Here is a 20,596-nt window from a genome sequence, read left to right on the forward strand (position 1 = left end):
CACCAACCCAGCGGCCATACTGGGCAGGCGCAATGAATCGGACCTGACCGCTGGAGGTCAACATGGCGATGTTTGCAAAGCGACTGGGCGTCGACCTGGGGACGACCAACGTCTTGATTTACGAGAATGAGCGTATCGTGCTGCAGGAGCCGTCCCTGGTCGCTCTAACGGTGGAGGAAGAGCCGCCGCTGGTGGTCGCTATCGGGCAGGAAGCGCGCGACATGTGGGGGCGCACGCCAGAAAACATCGAGGTCGTCCGTCCGCTGCGCGACGGTGTGATCGCCGATTATGAAGTCACCGAAGCCATGCTGCGCTACTTCTTCGACAAGGTACTGGGCCGGGTACGCCTGTTCAAGCCGGTCGTCGGGATCAGCGTGCCATATGGGGTGACCAGTGTCGAGCGCCGTGCGGTGCACGAAGCCGCAATTCAGGCCGGCGCGCGGGAAGCCACGCTGATTCCAGAGCCACTGGCAGCCGCGATCGGCGCCGGGCTACCCGTTAACACCCCAGCTGGGAACATGGTCCTCAGCCTGGGAGGTGGGATCAGCCAGGCGGGTGTCATTGCCATGAACGGCATCGTGGTAGCCGATAGCGTCCGGGTCGGCGGCGGACGATTGGATGAAGCCATCATCGCTTACATCCGGCGCAAGTACAGCCTGGTCATCGGCGCACCAACCGCCGAATCGGTCAAGATCCAGATCGGCGCAGCAGTAGACCTGCCGCAGGAAATGACGATGGAAATCCAGGGACGGGATCAGGTGGGCGGCTTGCCGCGCACCATCACCGTCTCAACTGGCGAGGTAGTCGAGGCCATTCAGGAGCCGCTGACGGAGATCGCCCAGGTGGTGCGTACGGTGCTGGAACGCACTCCGCCGGAACTGGCCTCTGACATCATTGACCGGGGAATCATGCTGACCGGCGGCGGCGCATTGCTGCGCGGCATTGACCAGTATCTGACGCAGCATACCGGCGTCCCGGCTTACCGGGCTGAAAACCCGATCGTGGCGACAGCGGTTGGGGCCGGGCGCGCCCTGAACAACCTGGCCCTGCTGCGGACCCTGCCCCAGGGATTCTAAGCAGTTGTTGCCCAGCCAGCAGGTAGAGCAGGCATCGCGCCGGCTTCGGGCGGCAGTTCAACCGAGGTAATAGGTCATGTGTTGCAGGTGAGCCGCCGGATCGATGTGCTGTACGTGCACGCCCTCCGGGACAGCCAGGACGATCGGCGCATAATTGAGAATCGCCCGGACGCCAGCTGCCACCAGGGCATCAGTCACCTGCTGGGCGGCAGAAGCGGGTACCGCGACCATGGCGACTTGGATGCCGATGCGCTCAATCTCTTCTTTCATAACCCGGATGCTGAGCACCTTGATATTGCCCACGTAGCTGCCGATCTTGGCCGGGTCGTTGTCAAAGATGCGGGTGATGCGAAAGCCACGGTGTGCAAAGCCACCATAGCGCGCCAGCGCCCGGCCAAGGTCCCCCGCCCCGACCAACGCCACCTGCCATTCCCGATCCAGGTGCAGAATCTTCTTGAGTTGCTCCTGCAAATAGGCAATCGCGTAGCCGGTCCCCTGTTTGCCAAAGGGGCCAAACCAGGAAAGGTCCTTGCGAATCTGGGCCGAACTGATACCCAGACGCTGGCCAAGCTCGTGAGAAGAAGTGACTTCGTAGCCTTCCTCTCGCAGCAAAGTCAACTCCCGAAGGTAGATGGGCAAACGACCAATGACGATGTCAGGAATTTCGGGCGTCATGGGCTGGGTGTCTCCTGGCCGCAGTGTTTGTGAAAAAGCTCATATATCCTACCACTATCATCGCAGAAGAACAATCGGACTGTTCAAGTCCAAGATGACAAAGGTTTCTTGCGCTATTCTCATACACGTCTCACTCCAGGGCGAACCGTTCGTGTTATAGTAGGTCGGATTACAGGCAGCATGTGTTGGACACAGGTTTGCAGTAAATGCGTCGGATTCTGGGGATCGTCTTGCTGGTAATTGCGGTTGCCGCCGCGTATCTGCTGGTTCGCAACAGCCAGACTGCTTCAACCGGAAATACAGCCACCGCCCGCCTGCAGACCGCGCAGATTGTCCGTGACAGTGTCGTGGTAGCAGTGCGGGCCACCGGCGTCGTGGAAGCAGCGCGCGGGGCCCAGTTGAGCTTTGAGACTGGCGGCATAGTCGCAGATGTGCTGGTGGAAGAAGGGCAGTTTGTGTTAGCCGGGCAGGTGCTGGCCCGGCTGGACGACACAGCCCAGCGCATCGCGATTGAGCAGGCCCAGTGGGGCGTGCGCATCGCGGAACTGAGCCTGCGGCAGCTTGAAGCGCCGCCTGACCCCAGGGATATCAGCGCCGCTCAGGCGAACGTCAACAGCGCCTGGGCCGCCTATGTTGACCTGCGCGACAACTCGGTCACCGAAGAGGACATCCGCGCCGCCGAGCTGCAGTATGAGCAGGCGCTGGCCGCATGGGATGCCGCTGAACAGGCCTCGCGTGACGCGCACCGTAGCGAAGCCAGCCTGGCCCAGGTGGGCGCCGCCAGCTTTGCCGCGGAAATCGCCCGGCTGCGTCTGGAGCAACTCCGCCGCGGCGTCCCACAGGAATCGCTCAATGCGGCTCTGGCGCGGGTGGGGCAGGCCCAGGCCCAGCTGCGTCTGCTGGAGGCGGGGCCGCCGCAGGCCCAGCTTGATCGGGCCGCGGTCGCCGTCCGCCAGGCCCAATTGCGGCTACAGCGCGCCCGGCAGGCCTACGAGGACACGATTCTCCGCGCCCCCTTTGCCGGTGTTGTACAGCAGGTAGCCATTCAGGCTGGCAGTCTGGTTGCGCCGGGAGGGCTGCCGGCCATGGCCCTCTACGATTTGTCGCGTCTGCTCATCCGGGTTCGGGTCGACGAGATCGATGTCGTGAACATCCAGGTTGGCCAGCCGGTAGAGCTAACCTTTGACGCGCTGCCCGGCACGGTCTTTACGGCAACTGTCGAGCGTGTGGCCGCCACAGCAACCCAGCGCGATGGAGTGATCGGCTACGATGTGCTCCTGGCGCTACCGGATGCGCCCGATGAGGTGCGGGTGGGGATGACGGCTGCAGCAACCATCATTCTGGATGAAGTGCGCGATGTGCTGGTCGTCCCCAACCTGTTCGTGCGTCTTGACCGCGCCACGGGCCAGGCTTTCGTCAACGTCCTCCTCCCTAATGGCACCCTGGAAGAACGGGCGATCCAGCTTGGCGCCCAGAACGATAGCGTGAGCGAAGTCATCTCCGGGCTGGAGGAAGGCGACACAGTCGCGGTTGACCTGGCGGGCGGCGTGTTCTCGCTATTTGAAGGCAGCTGACAGGCATGTACAGGCGTCTGCGCAACTGGTTCGTTATTGGCATGCTGGCGATTCTGGCCGCCGCCTTTGCCCGCTATCGGATGGATCGCGGGCTGTCGCTGCTACCATTCGCGCAGGCCAACCAGGATGCCACAGCGGCAGTGGAAACTACCGTGGTCGAGCGCGGGGACATTATCGTCACCGTCAGCGCCGTTGGCACGCTGGCCCCGATCAAGCAGCTTTACCTGTTCTTCCCGGTGCCGGGCAAGGTCAGCGCGATCGCTGTCGCCGAGGGGGATAGCGTCGAGGCCGGGCAGGAACTGGCCCGCTTGGATACCGAACAACTGGAACTGGCGCTACAGGACGCCAGCCTGGCCCTGGAATTGCAGCAGATCGCCTTTGACGCCCTGACCGCGGAACCGCGCGAGGTGGAGCTTGAGGCTGCGCGGGCAGCGGTCTCTGCCGCCAGCGCTCAACTTGCCGCTGCCAGTGTCCCGCCCGACCCCAACATGGTGGAAATCGCCCGCCTGCAACTGGAACTGGCCAAGAACCAGCTGTGGCAGAACCAGTTGCAGCGGGACAGTGCGCGCCAGCAGGAAGAACAGCTGCAGGAACTGCTCGGTCGCATCCCTGTCGCGCTACCTTCACCGGGCGATCTGCCGCTGTCGCTATCGGCTTTGCCTTCCGCAAGCCAGTACGAGGCCGCTGTGACGCGCTCCGAGTACGATGTTGCCATCGCCACCCAGCAACTGCTCGAGGCCCAGAACGCTTCGACTAATGCCGCCAACATTGCCGCTGCGCAGGCAGCGCTGATCAACGCCCAGGGACAGCTTGCCCGCCTGGAGGAAGGCCCCGGCGAGATCGAACTGGCGCTGGCAGACGCGCAACTGCAAGCTGCCTACCTGGCGGTAGACCTGGCCCGTTATCAGCTGGAGCAGGCCATCCTGCGGGCGCCTTTCAGCGGCGTAGTCGCGCAGATGAACCTGGCGCCGGGCGAGCCGCCGCCCAGCCGCGAACCGGCAATCGAACTGATCGATCCCTCAGCGTTTACTGTCAGCCTCGCCGTCGATGAAATGGATGTCGCCCTGCTGGAAGATGGCCAGTATGCGGAGATCACGGTGGATGCGCTGCCCGATACCATCCTGACTGGCCGGGTGACCGGGATCGATCGGGTGGCAACCAGCGCTGCCGGTCTGGTGACCTACGGCGTAGAGATCACGCTCGACCAGACTACCGCCCCAATCCGCGCCGGGATGAGTGCAACAGTGGCCGTGGTCGTCGATGAAGCCCGCGATGTACTGCGGCTGCGCAACCGTTTCATCCGGCTGGATCGGCGTACAGGACAGGCCACAGTCACCATCAGACGCAGCGACGGTACACTGGAAGATGTACCGGTGACCCTGGGCCGGCGTAACGAGACCTTTAGCGAGGTTCTCAGTGGTTTGCAGGCCGGCGACCAGATCGTTCTACTGCCGCGTAACAGCCTGAGTAACTTTGGCTTTTAGAGGTACGAGGGTACAGGTGTCCTATGTTCAGAGGTGACGGCCGGCAGAAGATTACTGAATACGAAATCCCGCGGGATGCCCAGGGCAGACTGGCGATCATCGACATCCGCGACGTAACCAAAATCTATCAGATGGGCAACATCGAAGTCCGTGCCCTGCAGGGAATCACGCTCCAGATCTTCGAAGGGGAATTCGTCGCCATCATGGGGCCGTCGGGGTCCGGCAAGAGCACATTGATGAACATCCTTGGCGCCCTCGATCAGCCAACTTCCGGCAAGTACTACCTGGCCGGGAAAGACGTCAGCCAGGCGGATGATCGCCAGCTGGCGGCCATCCGCAACGAGATGATCGGCTTTGTCTTTCAGAACTTCAACCTGCTCAAACGTACATCCGCCCTGCGTCAGGTAGAACTGCCGCTGATCTACGCCTCCAAACCGGGTAACCGCCGGGAACGGGCCAGGGCCGCGCTGGAGGCCGTAGGACTGGGCGCGCGTCTGCACCACCTGCCCAGCGAGCTTTCCGGCGGCCAGCAGCAGCGCGTGGCCATCGCTCGCGCCCTGGTGACCGAACCGAAGATAATCCTGGCCGACGAGCCAACCGGCAATCTGGATACCAAGAGCGGCATAGAAGTGCTGCGCATCTTTCAACAGCTTAACCGCGAGCGTGGTATGACCACCGTCTTTGTGACGCACGACCCGTTTGTGGCCCGCCACACCGAGCGGGTAATTATGTTGCGGGACGGCAGGATCATCGCCGACCGGGCCGTGAGCCAGCCGCTGATCGCCGGGGAAGCGGAACGCCCATCCGAAATGGCCGAACTGGAAGATATCTTCCGCGAAACCTATGACGCGCCGGCGGAGGAATTCACATAAGCCATGAACCTGCTGGAAAGCGTCCGGCTGGCCGTAGAGGCCCTGTTGGCCAACAAGCTGCGCTCCGCCTTGACCATGCTTGGCATCGTGATCGGCGTTGGCGCGGTCATCGCTCTGGTCAGTTTTGGCCAGGGCGTGGAGCAGTATATCACCCGGCAGTTTCAGTCGCTGGGTGCTAACCTGCTTTTTGTCTTCTCCTCCACACCTCCGGGAGGTGGGCCGGGCGACGTCAAGGCCCTGACCATGGCTGACGCCAGCGCGCTGGCCAACCCCCTGCTGGCACCCAGCGTGTTGCGGGTCTCCCCGCAGTACGATGTCTTCGCGGTGGTTGCTGCTGGCCGCAACAACAGCGCGATGAACGTCTCCGGCGTTACACCGGTGTACCAGGATGTGCGTGGCTGGTATCCGCAGTACGGACGCTTTATCGAAGAAACCGATATCCTGACCAGCGCCCGTGTAGCTATACTGGGCGCGTCGACGGCAGCTGACCTCTTCGGGCCAGGTATCGATCCGGTTGGGCAGACCATCCGCATCAACACCCTGCCCTTCCGTGTCGTCGGGCTGATGGAGCAGCGCCCCAGTTCTGGCTTCGCCGATGAAAACGATGTCGTTTTCGTGCCGATCAGTACCGCCCAGACCCGCCTGACACGGGCGCCAATGCGCGACGGCAGCTACCGGGTTGCCTTCATCACGGTTCAGGCGGTCTCCGAAGGACGCATGGATACCGCCGCTGACGAAATCTCTCGCATTCTGGTGGAACGGCACGGCATCCAATACCGCGACCAGGAAGATTTCACCGTGCTTTCGCAGAACGATCTGCTATCAGTGGTGGGCGAGATCACGGGTCTGCTGACGATCTTCCTGGCTGTCATCGCAGGCGTTTCCCTGCTAGTGGGCGGGATCGGGATCATGAACATCATGCTGGTGACAGTCACAGAGCGCACCAGAGAAATCGGTCTGCGCAAAGCCGTCGGCGCACGTTACGGCGACATCCTGCTCCAGTTCCTGATCGAAAGCGTGGTGCTGACGGTGACCGGTGGTTTGATCGGGATAGGGCTGGGCTTCCTGGCGGCAACGATTGGCTCGGCGTTGATTCCTGACCTGACGCTGACGGTGACAGTCGGCGCGATTCTCCTGGCTACCACGGTTTCCACCGTGATCGGGTTGTTCTTCGGAATTTACCCGGCCAGCCGGGCCGCTGCGCTCAACCCGATCGACGCTCTACGATACGAATAGCCGGAGGCAGCCATGCAGCGGATTGTGGAAAGCCTCCGAATTGCGCTCAGCGGGCTGGCTGCCAACCGTCTGCGGACGGGGCTGACCACTCTGGGTATCGCTATTGGCGTGGCAGCGGTTATTGTGCTGGTATCGTTGGGGCAGGCTGTCCAACTGTTTGTGGAAGAGCAATTCCTGGGAATCGGCACGAACCTGGTCTTCGTGGTGCCGGAATCAGTGGTCAGCACGGGCGGCGCGGCCAGCGGCGGCCCGCCGGATATGAGCCGTCTGACTACGGCTTCCTCACTGACCGAGAAAGATGTCGCGGCACTTTCCGATCCGTTCCGCGTACCTGAGGCGGTCATGGTCGTCCCCGAACTGCGGCTTACCCGGACGGCCTCCTACGCCAACCTGCAGACACGCGGGCGCATCCGCGCCACGACACCGGAATACCTGGCCATCCGCAACCGGCGGGTGATCCTGGGTCGCTTCTTTGACGATCGCGATATGCTGGCTGGTGCACGGGTGGCCGTGCTCGGCCAGACCACAGTCCGCAACCTGTTCCCGGAAGACGTCCTGCCCATCGGTGAGACTTTCCGGCTGGGAGAAGTGCCATTCCGGGTCATCGGCATCATGGAGGCCTATGGTGGCGCTTCCTTCGGCGATGAAGATGACGTAATCTTCATCCCTATCACCACGGCCCAGCAGCGGCTGCAGAGTGGCCGGACGCTGAGCGGGGAATATCCTGTATCGCAGATTTTTGTGCAGGCAGCCAGCGACAAGCGTATCGACACCCTGGTGGCGCAGATCACCCAGACTCTGCGCGAAGAACACAGGATCAGCTTTCGAGATGAGGATGATTTTGTCGTGCTGACCCAGGCTGACCTGCTGCAGAGCTTCGGCGCGATCACAGCGCTGCTGACCGTCTTCCTGGGGGTAATAGCTGGTATCTCGCTGCTGGTGGGCGGCATCGGCATCATGAACATTATGCTGGTTACCGTCACCGAGCGGACGCGGGAGATCGGTCTGCGTAAAGCTGTCGGCGCCCGGCAACGCGACATTCTGGCGCAGTTTCTGGTGGAAAGCGTCATGCTGGCGGCAGTCGGCGGGGCGGCAGGGCTGGCTGTGGCCGCGCTGGGCACGGCTCTGGTGGGCGCGCTGCTGCCAGACCTCAAGGCCACAGTCAGCATCAGCGGCGTGCTGCTGGCTACCACAATCTCGGCCTTGATCGGGATATTCTTCGGGCTGTATCCGGCCCGCCGGGCCTCCCGCCTGAACCCGATCGATGCCCTGCGCTTTGAATAGGCCATAGCACAACAGCAGGGTATTCTGCTAGTATAGGTATCCAGCAGGACCTGCCGCCGGTCGGCGTATGTCCTGGTGAATCTGGTCTGGCGGCTTCAGGCGGGCTAATGCGCAAGGAACAGGGATGAGCGAGCAAAAACCTCAGGCTAGCAGCGGGGATGCGGACAGCCTGCATGCCGTCAACGACAGCATGCTGGAAGGGTTGGGCAAACTCGCTGAGTACTTTGGCTTCAACAAAGTGATGGGACAACTGTATGGGGCTTTGTTGCTCAGCCCGGAGCCGCTCTCGCTGGACGATCTGGCCGACGCACTACAGAAGTCCAAGGCGAATGTCAGCATGTCCATGCGCACCCTGGAGCACATGGGAGTCGTGCGTGAAGTCTGGGTGCGGGGCGAACGCCGCAAGTACTACGAAGCAGAAACTGATTTCTGGAAGATCGTCATCAATGTGCTCAGCAGCCGCGAGTTGCGCGAACTGGAACACGCCCTGCAGATTCTGCAACAAAACACCCAGGCATTGCGGTCAGCCATGCCAGAGATGAATGAAGCCGATCGCCAACTCGCTCAGTTGTATGTGTCACGCATTGACCGGCTGGGGGATTTCTTCCGGTTCGCCCAGTTAATCCTGACTTCGATCCTGCAGCGCGCGGCGGCGGGTACCTTTGACGTGCGCAAGGTCACCAAAGTCACGCTGGAATAACCCTCCTGGTGGTAAATCCATGTTCTTTGATGAAGCCAAGATCTATGTTCGTAGCGGCGATGGCGGCGATGGGCTGGTCTCCTTCCGCCGGGAGAAATTCGTCCCCTTCGGCGGCCCAGCGGGCGGCGACGGCGGGCGCGGCGGCGATGTTATCCTGGAAGTTGAGCCAACCCTGAATACGCTGGCGCCGTTCAAGCGGCAGGTGCATTTCAAAGCCGAACATGGCGCGCGGGGCGGCAGTAGCCGGAAGACCGGCAAGGATGGTGCCGATCTGGTGGTAAAAGTCCCGCCGGGGACGGTAGTGCGTGACGCCGAGACAGGTGCGCTACTGGCTGATCTGGTGCGTCCGGGGCAGCGCGTGGTTGTGGCGCGTGGCGGCAGGGGTGGCCGCGGCAATGCGCGTTTTGCCACCAGCCGCAACCAGGCCCCGCGCATCGCCGAACGTGGCGAACCCGGCGAGGAACGCTGGCTGTTGCTGGAACTGAAGCTGATCGCCGATGTCGGCATCGTTGGCGTACCTAACGCCGGAAAGTCCACCCTGCTCTCAGTGATCAGCAATGCTCGCCCCAAGATCGCCGATTACCCCTTCACGACCCTGGAGCCGAACCTGGGCGTGGTCGAGCGCGACCACCGCACTTTTGTGGCGGCGGATATCCCCGGACTGGTGGAGGGAGCGCATCTGGGCGTTGGCCTGGGTCATGCCTTCCTGCGCCATGTCCAGCGGACGCGTGCGCTGGTCCATGTGCTGGACGGCCTCAGCTCCGATCCGCTCGCGGATTTCAACCAGATCAACGCCGAACTAGCGCTGTTTGATGAGCGGCTACGCGACCGTCCGCAGATCGTGGTCTTCAACAAGATGGATCTTCCGGAAGCACAGGCCCGCTGGCCAGAAGTCCAGGAAGCGCTGAACAGGCGCGGCTACACCCCCCTGGCAATCTCAGCGGCCACACAACAGGGTACCGAAGACCTGGTCAAACGTTTGTTTGCCCTGCTGGATACCCTGCCGGTGGAACTATACCAGGAGGTCGCCGAAATGCCGGTCTACCGCCTGGAAGAAGAAGTACCCTTCAGCATCACGCGCGACGAAGATGGGGCATTCCACGTGCATGGCGAGCGGATCGAACGGGCGGCGGCAATGACCTACTGGGACTATGATGAGGCGATCCTGCGGTTTCACCGCCTACTGGAACGGTTGGGCGTGGTCGACGCTCTGATCGAAGCAGGCGTTCAGAAGGGTGATACTGTGTTTATTGGCGAGTACGAACTGGAATGGAGCGATTAGGGCTGCTGGGCGGCACCTTTGATCCGCTCCACATCGGGCATCTGATTCTGGCCTCCATGGCTGTGGAAGCGCTGGCGCTGGACGCCGTCTGGTTCGTCCCGGCGGCGGACCCGCCGCATAAGCAGGGGCGCGCCGTCACACCGGCCAGCCACCGGCTGGCCATGGTGGCACTGGGCATCGCTGGCAATCCCCGCTTTGCCCTGTCGCGGATCGACGTGGATCGTCCCGGCCCCCATTACTCGGTAGACATGGTCGCCCTGGCCCAGCAACAGGCGCCCCAGGCAGCCATCTTCTTCCTGCTGGGCAGCGATTCGCTGGCCGATCTGCCGACCTGGCACCGTCCCGACCTGCTGCTGGCCCGCTGCCAGCTGGGTGTCTACCAGCGTCCGGAGGCACCCGTCGATGTAGCGGCGCTGGAAGCGCATCTGCCAGGGTTGAGCGGGCGTATGATCTGGATAGAGGGACCGGGGATCAGCCTGTCAGCGTCGGCCATCCGTGAACGCCTGCAGGGCGGACGCTCCGTCCGTTACCTGGTGCCGGAGACCGTGCGGACGTATATCGACGCACATCGCCTTTACAGCCGGACGTAACCGCGACCTGGAAGTATATTGCCAACAAACGGGAGCCGCACTACACTGCAGATATAATAGAGTTTTCTTGTCCATTGGCGCCGGGGAAACCCGCGGAAAGAGCCGATTGTGGCCGACATAGAGAGTCTTTTTGTACAGGTCAAGCAAGTCAACGTACGACGCGCACCACGAGTCGCCCGCGACAACATCATTGACACCCTTGTATCGGGCGATGTAGTGGAAGTCCTGGCGGCTGTCGCCGAGGAATCGGCGGATGGCTGGCGCTGGCGGCGTCTGGCCGAATCGGAGGAGCACTGGATAGCCGAAGTCAACCGCCAGACCGGGATGCGGCTGTTCGACACACAGCCGCCAGAAACTGCCGAACCCGCTGCGCCGGAGACGCTCTATGTGCTGGCCAATGCGGTCAATATCCGGCGCGGGCCACAATCCACCGCCGATAACATCCTGGCCCGATTACAGCGCGGCGAGCCAATTGTGCTCGGTGCGCAGAAAGTTGTGGGCGCGGATGGTTGGCAGTGGCGCCCGCTGGCAGACAAGCAGGATGCCTGGGTCGCCGAATATCACACCCGTTCCGGTCAGCGGTTGCTGGGCCGCAAGTCGCCGGGCAAACCCCTGGCCGGTCGGGTGCAAACACAGGGAATGCAGTTCCTCCTGGATGGTCAGCCATTGCGGTTCATCGGTGCCAACCTGCGCGAGTTTCCGTTCTACGGGCGTAGCGACGTACTGCCGTTTGCCAGCGCGAACATCCAGGACGATCAACTCCGGGCGATGCAAGAGATGGGCATGCGTGTGGTGCGCATGCACGCCTGTCACCGCGCCGTCAGCCTGGAGGAGGCCCTCCCGCTGGTTGGGGCAGCCCTGGATCGGGTGCAACAGCACGGTCTGCTGGCGATTGTGGTGCTCAACGACTCGCTGGGGAGTTTCTGGGTACCCGGTGATGAGCGGTTCCACCGCCACGTTCTGGGCCACCTGGACAAGATCGACTACTTTCATGCAGGCGGCTACAGGGAAAACTACCTGCCCTATGCTCGCCGCATGGTCGCAGCTTACCGGGATCATCCGGCAATCCTCGCCTGGGAACTAGGTAACGAGTACGCTATTCACCCTCAACCGGCCAGCGTCGCCGATGGTGAGGCTTTCTTGCGCTTTGTGGAACACGTCTCGGGGGAAATCAGGGGTCTTGACCCCAATCATCTGATCGCTATCGGCCTGGTGAACAGTGGCCATGTCGCGCCCAATGACCAGCCTGGCCTGGATCGCCTGGCCTTTGCCCGACGATTGTACGGCCTCCCGGCGATCGACTTCCTGACCGTCCACTTTTACGAGGGCAACGGTGAAGAGGAAAACTCCCGCCCGGATTTGCGCGTTGCACGGGAACTCAACAAGCCGTTGATCGTGGAGGAATGGGGGGCCAAAGGAGGCAACCGGGCCGCCCTGACTGCCAGCACTATCGCCGACTGGACAGGACAGGGCGCCGGCGGGTTTCTGCAGTGGGGACTTTCCGCCACCCCCTTTGATGTCGGCGTAGGAGATGCAGAGTTTGGCATGGATCCGTATGCCGGAGGCAACAAAGACCACTACCAGAACCTGAAGCAGGTCTACCACGAATGGGCGGTCAGACTCCAGCAAACGTAATCGCTTTACAGAAGATCGCTTTACAGAATTAAAAACCGGTGTATACTGCGCCGCAAATCAGCACGTCAGTTCCCCGTGCTCGGTGCAGGAGACGGACGAGGAAAACAGTATCCTATGCCCAGGAACAAGCCTTTTCCGGACAGTCATAGCTTTGGCCCCTTTGAACGCCGCAACAAGGGGGTATCACCACGCTGGGAGGAAACCCACGACGACGGTGAAGACGGGAATGAATTCATCCGCCGCCAGCAAGGCGAGATACGCGAGACAGTCAAGCGCCAGCGTGCTGCCCAGAAACTGGTGCGCCTGGAACGCGAAGAGGAATACACCGAACGGGCCTATACCGATCGGCGTGCCAGTGAGAAAGACCGCAAGCGGCTTTACAACGATCTCAAGCGGCTGGCGGAAGCGCTGGGAATCAAGCAGACCCTGCAGCATCTGAACCGGACCACCTGTCAGACCTGCTGGGGGCCAGACGTCGTCAGCGACAAGGAACGCCCCAGCCTGGGTATCGTTCTCAATTACGCCGGGCGCCTGGAATCCGCTGGGGAGGCCCTCGCCGTCGAGAATCGTATTGCCAGGCTGTTCGGCGCGTGGCTTTACTTCAGCGGCAATCGGGTGGTGATCGCTGTCGCCAGCAAGCAGCCGGGCGAAAACGACACCCAGATCGATCATGCTGCGCCACCAGCGCGGGATACAGCGGTTCTGGTCATCCCGTATGACCCTGCCCACCACGATCATGTGCGCCAGCAGGTCACCCAGGCGTTGCTCAACAACGGACCGGTCAGCTAGGCACCCTGGCAGATTCGTTGAAGCCATTATCGGAGTGATGACATCGCCTGCCCACCTCAGCAGGCGAATACCATTGTCAAGCGTGACTGCACAGACTATCATCATACCTGCTATCGGAACAGGTTCTACGGTTCCCCACAACCTCACCATCTTAAGGAACGGTACAGCGCTATGCAGCCCATGACCAGCGCAGAAGTGCGCCAAACATTCCTGGATTTCTTCAGCGAGATGCGGCACAAGATCGTCGCCTCATCGTCGCTGGTCCCCGCTAACGACCCTACCCTGCTCTTCACCAATGCGGGCATGGTGCAGTTCAAGGATGTTTTCCTGGGACTGGACAAACGCAACTACGATCGGGCGGCCACCGCCCAGAAATGCATGCGGGTCAGCGGCAAGCATAACGATCTGGAGAACGTCGGTCCCTCTCCGCGCCACCATACGTTCTTTGAGATGCTTGGCAATTTCAGCTTCGGCGCCTACTTCAAGCGGGAGGCCATCCGTTACGCCTACGATCTCCTGACCAGGGTCTACGGGTTGCCGCCGGAACGCCTGGCCTTCACCGTCTACGAAAGTGACGACGAAGCCTACGACATCTGGGTCAAGGAAATCGGCGTCGATCCGCGCCGCGTGGCCCGGATGGGGCCAAAGACTAACTTCTGGCAAATGGCGGAAACCGGCCCCTGCGGCCCCACCAGCGAGATCCACTGGGATCGCTGCCCGGAAAAAGGAATCGATAGCATCATCCCTGACCTGGTCGCCGAAGAGGATCGCTTCCTGGAGCTGTGGAATCTCGTCTTCATGCAGTTCAACCGCACCCAGCCCGACCCCGATCACACCGGGCGGTATGACGTCCCCTTGCCCAAGCCCGGCGTAGATACCGGTATGGGGCTGGAGCGTATTGTGTCTGTTCTGCAGGGCGCCGAAGCCAACTACGACACCGACCTGTTCCTGCCGATCATCGCCCGGACTCAGGCGCTGGCCGGGATGAGCGATGCCGAGCGTGATGCCAACATCGTTCCTTTCCGGGTGATCGCCGACCACATGCGCGCTGCTGCCTTCCTGATCGCGGATGGCGTGCTGCCGGGTGCGATGGGGCGCGACTACATCTGCCGTATGGTCATCCGGCGCGCTGCTCGCTTCGGCGCACGGCTGGGCTTTGACCGGCCTTTCCTGGCTGATGTCGCCGAGGCCGTGATCGAGACAATGGGCGGGCACTATACCGAACTGGTCGAGAAACGCGAAGCTATCCGCCAGGCTATCACCCTGGAGGAGGAACGCTTCCGTCGTACCCTCGACCGTGGTATGGACGAACTTGAGGCGGCGCTTGACCGGCTGGAAAGCGAAGGACAGCGTGTCCTGCCCGGCCAGATCGCCTTCTACCTCAAGGCCACCCTGGGACTGCCCGTTGAAGTCATCCGCGATATCTGCCAGGAGCGCGGCTTCCAGGTCGATGATGCAGGCTTCCGCGCAGAAGAGGAAAAACATATCCTGGCCAGCGGCGGCGGGCAGGCGATGGGCCAGATCGACACTGCTGAAGTGTACCAGCAGGTTCTCGATCGGCTGGTTGCGGACGGGTTGCTGCCACCATCCGGCGTGGCCCATGCCCCATATGGCCCGCTGGAGGTTCAGGGCAAGGTGCTCGCGCTGATCCAGAACGGGCGTCAGGTTGAGACGGCCATCACTGGAGAGCGGGTTGAGGTTGTCCTCCCCGCCACACCTTTCTACGTAGAGTCCGGCGGCCAGATCACTGATACCGGCGTGATCAGCGGCCCGGATGACCGGTGGCGCATCGAGGTTGAGGAGGCGATTCGCCCCCTCGGTGGCCTGATTGTGCACCGGGGTGAAGTAGTCGAAGGCACGCCGCATGTTGGCGACCCTGCCACCGCCCGTGTTGACGGCCCCCGCCGGAACGCCATCCGTCGGGCACATACCGCCACCCACCTGCTCCATGCAGCCCTGCGCCGTCGCCTTGGCCTGCACGTCCAGCAGCGCGGATCGCTCGTTGCCCCGGATCGCCTGCGCTTCGACTTCAGCCACCCCCAGGCCCTGACACCTGAAGACCTGGAGGTTATCACCAGAGAGGTGAATGAGGCGATCATGGCTAACCTGCCGGTCACGCCGGTGGTCAAACCGCTGGAGATTGCCCGCAAAGAGGGTGCCATGGCGCTCTTTGGCGAGAAATACAGCGACGATGTGCGGACCATCACCGTCGGCGATCCCAAGGAGCGGTACAGCTATGAGCTGTGCGGCGGTACTCATGTCAGCCGGACATCCGAGATCGGCTCATTCCTGATCACCAGCGAGGGAAGCGCCGCTGCTGGCATCCGCCGCATCGATGCAGTCACCGGGCTGGGTGCAGCGGCGTTGATGACCGAGCGCCTGCGCCTGTTGCGTGATGCGGCCGCCGTCATCAATGCGCCGGTGCACGAGCTTCCGGAGCGCATCCAGGCTCTGCAGGAGGAACTGCACAGTGCCCGCCGGGAAGCCAGCCAGCTTCGCCGGGAAATGGTACGCTACGAATTCTCCGAATTGCTGGCCAGGGCCCGCCGAATCGGCGAAACAACGGTGCTGGCTGCGGCGATCAAGGGCGCTACGCTGGAGAACCTGCGCGAGTTGGCTGACCAGTTCCGGGATCGCAACCGATCAGGCGTCATAGCCCTGGGTACTATCATTGACGGTCGTCCACAGTTGATCGTTGCCGTGACCGAAGACCTGGTATCCCGCGGTCTTCACGCCGGAAACCTGATCAAGGAGATCGCCGCCATCGTTGGCGGCAGTGGCGGCGGACGCCCGACCCTGGCTCAGGCCGGCGGTAAGGACGCCGCCAAGCTGGATCAGGCGCTCGCCCGCCTGTCCGACCTGGTCGAACAGGCGTTACGGTAAGGGAGTCGCTGTCCGTGCCCGTGCCGGTAGATGTCATCCAGCTGGAGCCTCACGATGACGTCGTGTCCGTGCGCGACCGGCTATCCTTCGCGGGATCACGCCGTATCCTGCTGGTCTGGCCGCCGGATGGGGAACCGGTGCTGCGCCGCAAACTTGACCTGATCTTGCTGCAGCGGGAAGCTTATCGCCGTGGTGCGCGCATGGCCCTGGTCACCCGGGACCGGCAGGTGATCGACAACGCCCGCGACCTGAACATCAGCGCCTTTCCCACCATCGCAGACAGCCGCCGTCAGCGCTGGAAGCGGGGACGCGCCAGGGTCTTTGTCACCCGTGCCGACCGTCCGGATAGCGCAGTTCCGTATGAGTTGCAGGATATCACCACACGTCGCCGGGTTGCCCCCACTGCTTCGCAGGTCCGGCTCGGGCAAATCGGGCGGGCGGTGGCCTTGCTGGGCTTGCTGGCCGCGCTTTTCGCGGCGGTATTTCTGTTGGTTCCTTCGGCCACGATCATCATTGTGCCGGCCCGCCAGCACCTCGACGTCACCATTCGCGTGGTCGCCGACCCTGCCGCTGAGCGCATTGACCTGGAGCGTGGCGTCGTCCCGGCAACCATCCTGCGGGTGGAACTGGAGGACAGCGCCACCGTCGAGACAACCGGCACGCAATCATTGGAGCCAACCCCGGCGACCGGGATAGCCGTCTTCACCAACCAGACCCAGCAGGCGGTCACCATCCCGGCTGGCACCACTGTCAACACCAGCGCCGGAGCGATCGTCCGCTTCCGCACCCTTGAGCCGGTCAATATCGCCGGAGAAGTCGGCGCTATTGCTGCTGTGGCTATCGAGGCCGTGCCGGAGTACGCCGGGCCGATCGGCAATGTGCCAGCCTACGCAATCAACCACATCGATGGCCCGCTGAACGACATTCTGACTGTTCAGAACCCCGATCCCACCGTCGGCGGGGCCAACCCGATCGATCGCACGGTTGCTCAGGCGGATCACGACCGTCTCCTGGCCGCCGTGCGCGGCGCCATCCAGCAGCGGGCGCTAGCCAGCCTGACCGACCTGCTGGGCGAACACCAGCAGATCATCCCCGAATCCATTCGTATCGCCGAGACCCGACCAGAATGGACGATCTTCAGCGCCGCGGTCGGCAACGCTGCTGACACGGTATCCCTGACCATGCGCGCAACGGTGGAAGCGATCGTCCTGGATGAACGGCTGGTCAACCAGGTAGCTTTCGCTGGCCTGGCGGGCCGTATTCCGCCCGGCCAGATCGTCATCCCGGAATCCATAAGCTTCGGTCAGGGGGAAATCGAGCAGATTGACGGGCAAAACCGCGTTATCTTCCTGACCAGGGTTTCCGGCGACACCACCGTTGCGTTGGATAGTGAGCGTATCCGGCGGGAGACCGCCGGACTGAGTCTGGCTGCCGTACGAGAGTATCTGGCCCGTACGATAGCACTCGACTCAACCTTGCCACCCACCATTGCCATATGGCCATCTTTCTACGACCGCATGCCGGTGTTGCCTTCCCGGATCACGGTCACCGTTCAGGGGACCTCATGACTGTGCCGCCGGGCCGGTTGCTGGCCGTTGACTACGGGCGCAAGTTCATTGGGCTGGCGACCAGCGACGCGCTGGGGCTGATCGCCACGCCGCTAAAGGTGATCAGACGGCGCTCGCGTCAGGAAGACTTCGCCCGGATTGCCGCAGCAGTACACGAAACCGGCGCTGTGGAGATCATCTGCGGCGTTCCGCTGCCGCCACCAGGCTACACAGGTCCTTCCCAGGCTGATACGGTGCGGCGCTGGGCCGGACGGCTGGCGGCTGCCGTGCCCGTGCCGGTGCGCCTGTGGGATGAAACCCTGAGTTCGGAAGAAGCTGCCGACCTGCTTGCTGAGGGCGTCCATCGCCGCCGGACGCGAATCGATGACGCCGCCGCCGCGGTCATGCTCCAGAGTTACCTCGACGCTCTGCGAGAAGGCTTTGCCGTCCCGCCAGCCATCCCGCCTGCTGCTGAGTAACCTCCGGCAGAGCAGGCTGCACGAAAGAAACGCACCATGGCCAAAAAGCGCACCCGCCTGATCCTGATTGGCCTGCTGGGGATTGCGGTAGCCACAATCGCCTCCGCTGGCCTGCTGGCCCTGATCCCGGCCCGTCAGGGGCTGTCGCTGCTGGAGTCGCTGTACCTGCGCCTGTGGCTGAGCAACCGTGAGTCAACGCTCTCCGCGCCGGCGGGAACTGATAATACCCCCCGGCTGTTTGTCATCGAGCCGGGCGATACTGCCGCGCTTATTGGCCACAAGCTGGCAGAAGCCCGGCTGATCACCGATCCGGAGGCATTCCGCAACTACGCCCGCTACCACGGCCTGGACGCCCGCCTGGAAGCCGGGACATACTTCCTGCGGCAGACGGATACCATCCCGGCCATTGCCCTGACCTTGACAGACTCCAGCAAGGCTTCGGTGACAGTTCGCATCTTAGAAGGCTGGCGACGCGAGGAGATCGCCAACGTCATCGATGCCAATCCATACCTGCGCTTCAGCGGTGCAGATTTTCTCAACCTCACTGGCCCCGGTGCGGAGGTGCCGGCGGAGTTTGTCGCTCTGGTTGGTCTGCCTGCAGGGGCGTCACTGGAAGGCTTCCTCTACCCGGAAACCTATTTCGTGCCACCGGAGGCTACTGCCGAGGACTTTCGCGCTACGTTGCTGGAGACATTTGTGACCCGTGCAGGGACCGACCTGAGCGCCGCCGCGGCAGCTTCCGGTCTCAGCCTGTACCAGGCCGTCACCCTGGCCTCCATCATCCAGCGTGAGGCCATCCATGCGGACGAGCAGCCGCTGATCGCCAGTGTCTACCGCAACCGTCTGGCTGCTGGCATGACTCTGGACGCCGATCCCACTGTGCAGTATGCCATTGGCTACCGGGACGGCGCCTGGTGGTCACCTATCACCCAGGAAGATTACCGGACAGCGTCATCCCCCTACAACACCTATCTGAACGCTGGTCTGCCGCCCGGTCCGATCGCCAACCCGCCCCGATCCGCCATCGAAGCAGCGATCTTCCCTGCCCGGTCGGACTACTACTATTTCCGCGCTGACTGCGCCGGGAGCGGCTACCATGTCTTCGCCCGAACTTATGAGGAGCATCTCGCCAACGGCCGCTGTGGTGGTTAGATAGTTCGGTTCTCCTACCCGTACAGGGTGTCGTAGAAGAGCGGCAGGGGCATCTGTGGATCGGAACTGAGCGTGATGGCGCGCTCTAGGCGTCGCTGTGCAGCCGCCAGTTGCGTTTCGTCGTTGGCGTGGATTGTGAATGCCGCCTGTCCGCGTTTGACGTGCTCGCCGACCTTGAGATGGACGATTACGCCCACAGCGTGGTCAACCGGATCGCCCTTCTTCTCCCGCCCTGCACCAAGTTCCAGCGCCGCATAGGCTACGTCCAGCGCATTAACCTGCGCCACATATCCCTCAGCAGCCACAGGCACCGTCTTGATCAGTCGCGCTTTGGGTAGTTGCTCCGGATCATCCACCATGCGCACATCGCCGCCCTGCGCCATCACCAACGTGCGGAATTTCTGCAGCGCCGCGCCGTCGGCCAACCGCCCGGCCAGCTCCGCTTTGAGCGCGGGCAAGGCGTCCTCGCCTTCGATCCGTCGCGCCAGCCGCACCATGTGTGCCGCCACTGTCAGGCAGTGCTCGCGCAGGTCGTGCGGGCCGCCGCCACGCAACGTCTCGATCGCTTCTCGCACTTCCAGCGCATTACCCACCGCGCAACCCAGCGGCTGGTTCATGTCGGAGATCAGGGCCACCATGTCACGTCGAGCGTCGCGGCCAATGTCCACCATCAGCCGGGCCAACGCCCGCGCTTCCTCCACTGTCGGCATAAACGCGCCGGCGCCAGTCTTGACGTCAAGTACGATTCCATTGGCTCCGGCGGCGATCTTCTTGCTCATGATGCTGCTGGCGATCAGCGGCAGGCTGGAAACGGTAGCCGTCACATCGCGCAACGCATAAATCTTGCCATCCGCCGGAGCCAGGTTAGCTGATTGCCCGCACAGCACGATCCCGTAGCGGCGCGCCTGTTCATAGAACTGCGCTGTGGTCAGGTTGACGTTATACCCGGCGATCGATTCCAGCTTGTCAAGCGTACCACCGCTAAAGCCCAGCCCGCGCCCGCTCATCTTGGCGACCGTCACACCAGCCGCCGCCACCAGCGGGAGGACGATCAGCGTGGTTTTGTCCCCCACGCCACCGGAGGAATGCTTGTCAACAGCGTAGTCAACCACCTGCGATAGATCCAGCACGTCGCCGGAATAGGCCATGGCCAGCGTGAGGTCAACGGTCTCCCGGCGGGTCATGCCCTTGAGGTAGACCGCCATCAACCAGGCAGCTGCCTGATAATCCGGCAGTTCACCGCTGGTGTAGGACTGCACAAACCAGCGGATCTCCTCCGGCGTCAGTTCGTGGCCATCGCGTTTGCTGGCTATCACATCCACAGCGCGCATACCATGC

Annotated in this window: 17 protein-coding genes; 15 read left to right on the forward strand and 2 right to left on the reverse strand. The window is 62.6% G+C overall.

From position 1 onward, the window contains the following. Window positions 1-68 precede the first annotated feature (68 nt). Entirely contained in the window at window positions 69-1,076 is a 1,008-nt protein-coding gene (locus tag HPY64_06825) for a rod shape-determining protein (GenBank protein ID NPV66841.1), read from the forward strand. 57 nt (window positions 1,077-1,133) lie between these two features. Here HPY64_06825 and HPY64_06830 read toward each other — a convergent pair whose 3' ends face one another. After that, the gene (locus HPY64_06830; protein NPV66842.1) at window positions 1,134-1,751 is read right to left on the reverse strand and encodes a redox-sensing transcriptional repressor Rex; all 618 of its coding nucleotides are present in this window, start codon (window positions 1,749-1,751) and stop codon (window positions 1,134-1,136) included. A 206-nt stretch (window positions 1,752-1,957) separates the two neighbouring features. Here HPY64_06830 and HPY64_06835 point away from each other — a divergent pair, with 206 nt between their 5' ends. From HPY64_06835 to mltG, 14 genes are all read left to right on the forward strand, one after another. Further along, a complete protein-coding gene (locus tag HPY64_06835) occupies window positions 1,958-3,325 on the forward strand; it encodes an efflux RND transporter periplasmic adaptor subunit (protein NPV66843.1) in 1,368 nt (455 codons plus the stop codon). 5 nt (window positions 3,326-3,330) lie between these two features. Further along, complete coding sequence (locus HPY64_06840; protein NPV66844.1) at window positions 3,331-4,809, forward strand: HlyD family efflux transporter periplasmic adaptor subunit; 1,479 nt, start codon at window positions 3,331-3,333, stop codon at window positions 4,807-4,809. 23 nt (window positions 4,810-4,832) lie between these two features. Then, entirely contained in the window at window positions 4,833-5,681 is an 849-nt protein-coding gene (locus HPY64_06845; protein ID NPV66845.1) for an ABC transporter ATP-binding protein, read from the forward strand. A 3-nt stretch (window positions 5,682-5,684) separates the two neighbouring features. Further along, window positions 5,685-6,917 carry an FtsX-like permease family protein gene (locus tag HPY64_06850; GenBank protein ID NPV66846.1) on the forward strand — a complete coding sequence of 411 codons (1,233 nt, stop codon included), beginning with the start codon at window positions 5,685-5,687 and terminating at the stop codon, window positions 6,915-6,917. 12 nt (window positions 6,918-6,929) lie between these two features. Further along, complete coding sequence (locus HPY64_06855) at window positions 6,930-8,201, forward strand: FtsX-like permease family protein (GenBank protein ID NPV66847.1); 1,272 nt, start codon at window positions 6,930-6,932, stop codon at window positions 8,199-8,201. 124 nt (window positions 8,202-8,325) lie between these two features. Next, complete coding sequence (locus HPY64_06860; GenBank protein NPV66848.1) at window positions 8,326-8,901, forward strand: ArsR family transcriptional regulator; 576 nt, start codon at window positions 8,326-8,328, stop codon at window positions 8,899-8,901. Between the two features lie 19 nt (window positions 8,902-8,920). After that, window positions 8,921-10,183 (forward strand): GTPase ObgE, encoded by a 1,263-nt coding sequence (gene obgE / locus HPY64_06865; GenBank protein ID NPV66849.1) that lies wholly within the window; start codon window positions 8,921-8,923, stop codon window positions 10,181-10,183. Beyond that, window positions 10,171-10,773 carry a nicotinate (nicotinamide) nucleotide adenylyltransferase gene (gene nadD, locus HPY64_06870; GenBank protein NPV66850.1) on the forward strand — a complete coding sequence of 201 codons (603 nt, stop codon included), beginning with the start codon at window positions 10,171-10,173 and terminating at the stop codon, window positions 10,771-10,773. Before obgE ends, nadD begins: the two co-directional genes overlap by 13 nt. A gap of 108 nt (window positions 10,774-10,881) precedes the next feature. After that, window positions 10,882-12,408: a cellulase family glycosylhydrolase gene (locus HPY64_06875; GenBank protein ID NPV66851.1), complete on the forward strand. Its 1,527-nt coding sequence runs from the start codon at window positions 10,882-10,884 to the stop codon at window positions 12,406-12,408. 114 nt (window positions 12,409-12,522) lie between these two features. Further along, window positions 12,523-13,197 carry a hypothetical protein gene (locus HPY64_06880; protein ID NPV66852.1) on the forward strand — a complete coding sequence of 225 codons (675 nt, stop codon included), beginning with the start codon at window positions 12,523-12,525 and terminating at the stop codon, window positions 13,195-13,197. 171 nt (window positions 13,198-13,368) lie between these two features. Further along, window positions 13,369-16,080 (forward strand): alanine--tRNA ligase, encoded by a 2,712-nt coding sequence (alaS, locus tag HPY64_06885; GenBank protein ID NPV66853.1) that lies wholly within the window; start codon window positions 13,369-13,371, stop codon window positions 16,078-16,080. A 14-nt stretch (window positions 16,081-16,094) separates the two neighbouring features. Beyond that, window positions 16,095-17,648 carry a hypothetical protein gene (locus tag HPY64_06890; protein NPV66854.1) on the forward strand — a complete coding sequence of 518 codons (1,554 nt, stop codon included), beginning with the start codon at window positions 16,095-16,097 and terminating at the stop codon, window positions 17,646-17,648. Next, window positions 17,645-18,106 (forward strand): Holliday junction resolvase RuvX, encoded by a 462-nt coding sequence (gene ruvX / locus HPY64_06895; protein NPV66855.1) that lies wholly within the window; start codon window positions 17,645-17,647, stop codon window positions 18,104-18,106. Before HPY64_06890 ends, ruvX begins: the two co-directional genes overlap by 4 nt. A 36-nt stretch (window positions 18,107-18,142) precedes the next feature. Continuing rightward, window positions 18,143-19,258, forward strand: coding sequence for an endolytic transglycosylase MltG (mltG, locus tag HPY64_06900; GenBank protein ID NPV66856.1), 1,116 nt, complete (start codon window positions 18,143-18,145; stop codon window positions 19,256-19,258). A gap of 14 nt (window positions 19,259-19,272) precedes the next feature. On the opposite strand, the gene HPY64_06905 is transcribed toward mltG, so the two are convergent. Then, window positions 19,273-20,589 carry a thymidine phosphorylase gene (locus tag HPY64_06905; protein ID NPV66857.1) on the reverse strand — a complete coding sequence of 439 codons (1,317 nt, stop codon included), beginning with the start codon at window positions 20,587-20,589 and terminating at the stop codon, window positions 19,273-19,275. Window positions 20,590-20,596 lie beyond the last annotated feature (7 nt).

It is taken from the genome of Anaerolineae bacterium, assembly GCA_013178165.1.
In the GTDB taxonomy this organism is placed as follows: domain Bacteria; phylum Chloroflexota; class Anaerolineae; order Aggregatilineales; family Ch27; genus Ch27.

Excerpts from the sequence above, each read along its gene's own strand:
- HPY64_06825 (NPV66841.1), top strand. The coding sequence starts at position 69 with ATGTTTGCAAAGCGACTGGGCGTCGACCTGGGGACGACCAACGTCTTG.
- HPY64_06830 (NPV66842.1), bottom strand. The coding sequence starts at position 1,751 with ATGACGCCCGAAATTCCTGACATCGTCATTGGTCGTTTGCCCATCTAC.
- HPY64_06835 (NPV66843.1), top strand. The coding sequence starts at position 1,958 with ATGCGTCGGATTCTGGGGATCGTCTTGCTGGTAATTGCGGTTGCCGCC.
- HPY64_06840 (NPV66844.1), top strand. The coding sequence starts at position 3,331 with ATGTACAGGCGTCTGCGCAACTGGTTCGTTATTGGCATGCTGGCGATT.
- HPY64_06845 (NPV66845.1), top strand. The coding sequence starts at position 4,833 with ATGTTCAGAGGTGACGGCCGGCAGAAGATTACTGAATACGAAATCCCG.
- HPY64_06850 (NPV66846.1), top strand. The coding sequence starts at position 5,685 with ATGAACCTGCTGGAAAGCGTCCGGCTGGCCGTAGAGGCCCTGTTGGCC.
- HPY64_06855 (NPV66847.1), top strand. The coding sequence starts at position 6,930 with ATGCAGCGGATTGTGGAAAGCCTCCGAATTGCGCTCAGCGGGCTGGCT.
- HPY64_06860 (NPV66848.1), top strand. The coding sequence starts at position 8,326 with ATGAGCGAGCAAAAACCTCAGGCTAGCAGCGGGGATGCGGACAGCCTG.
- obgE (NPV66849.1), top strand. The coding sequence starts at position 8,921 with ATGTTCTTTGATGAAGCCAAGATCTATGTTCGTAGCGGCGATGGCGGC.
- nadD (NPV66850.1), top strand. The coding sequence starts at position 10,171 with ATGGAGCGATTAGGGCTGCTGGGCGGCACCTTTGATCCGCTCCACATC.
- HPY64_06880 (NPV66852.1), top strand. The coding sequence starts at position 12,523 with ATGCCCAGGAACAAGCCTTTTCCGGACAGTCATAGCTTTGGCCCCTTT.
- alaS (NPV66853.1), top strand. The coding sequence starts at position 13,369 with ATGCAGCCCATGACCAGCGCAGAAGTGCGCCAAACATTCCTGGATTTC.
- ruvX (NPV66855.1), top strand. The coding sequence starts at position 17,645 with ATGACTGTGCCGCCGGGCCGGTTGCTGGCCGTTGACTACGGGCGCAAG.
- mltG (NPV66856.1), top strand. The coding sequence starts at position 18,143 with ATGGCCAAAAAGCGCACCCGCCTGATCCTGATTGGCCTGCTGGGGATT.
- HPY64_06905 (NPV66857.1), bottom strand. The coding sequence starts at position 20,589 with ATGCGCGCTGTGGATGTGATAGCCAGCAAACGCGATGGCCACGAACTG.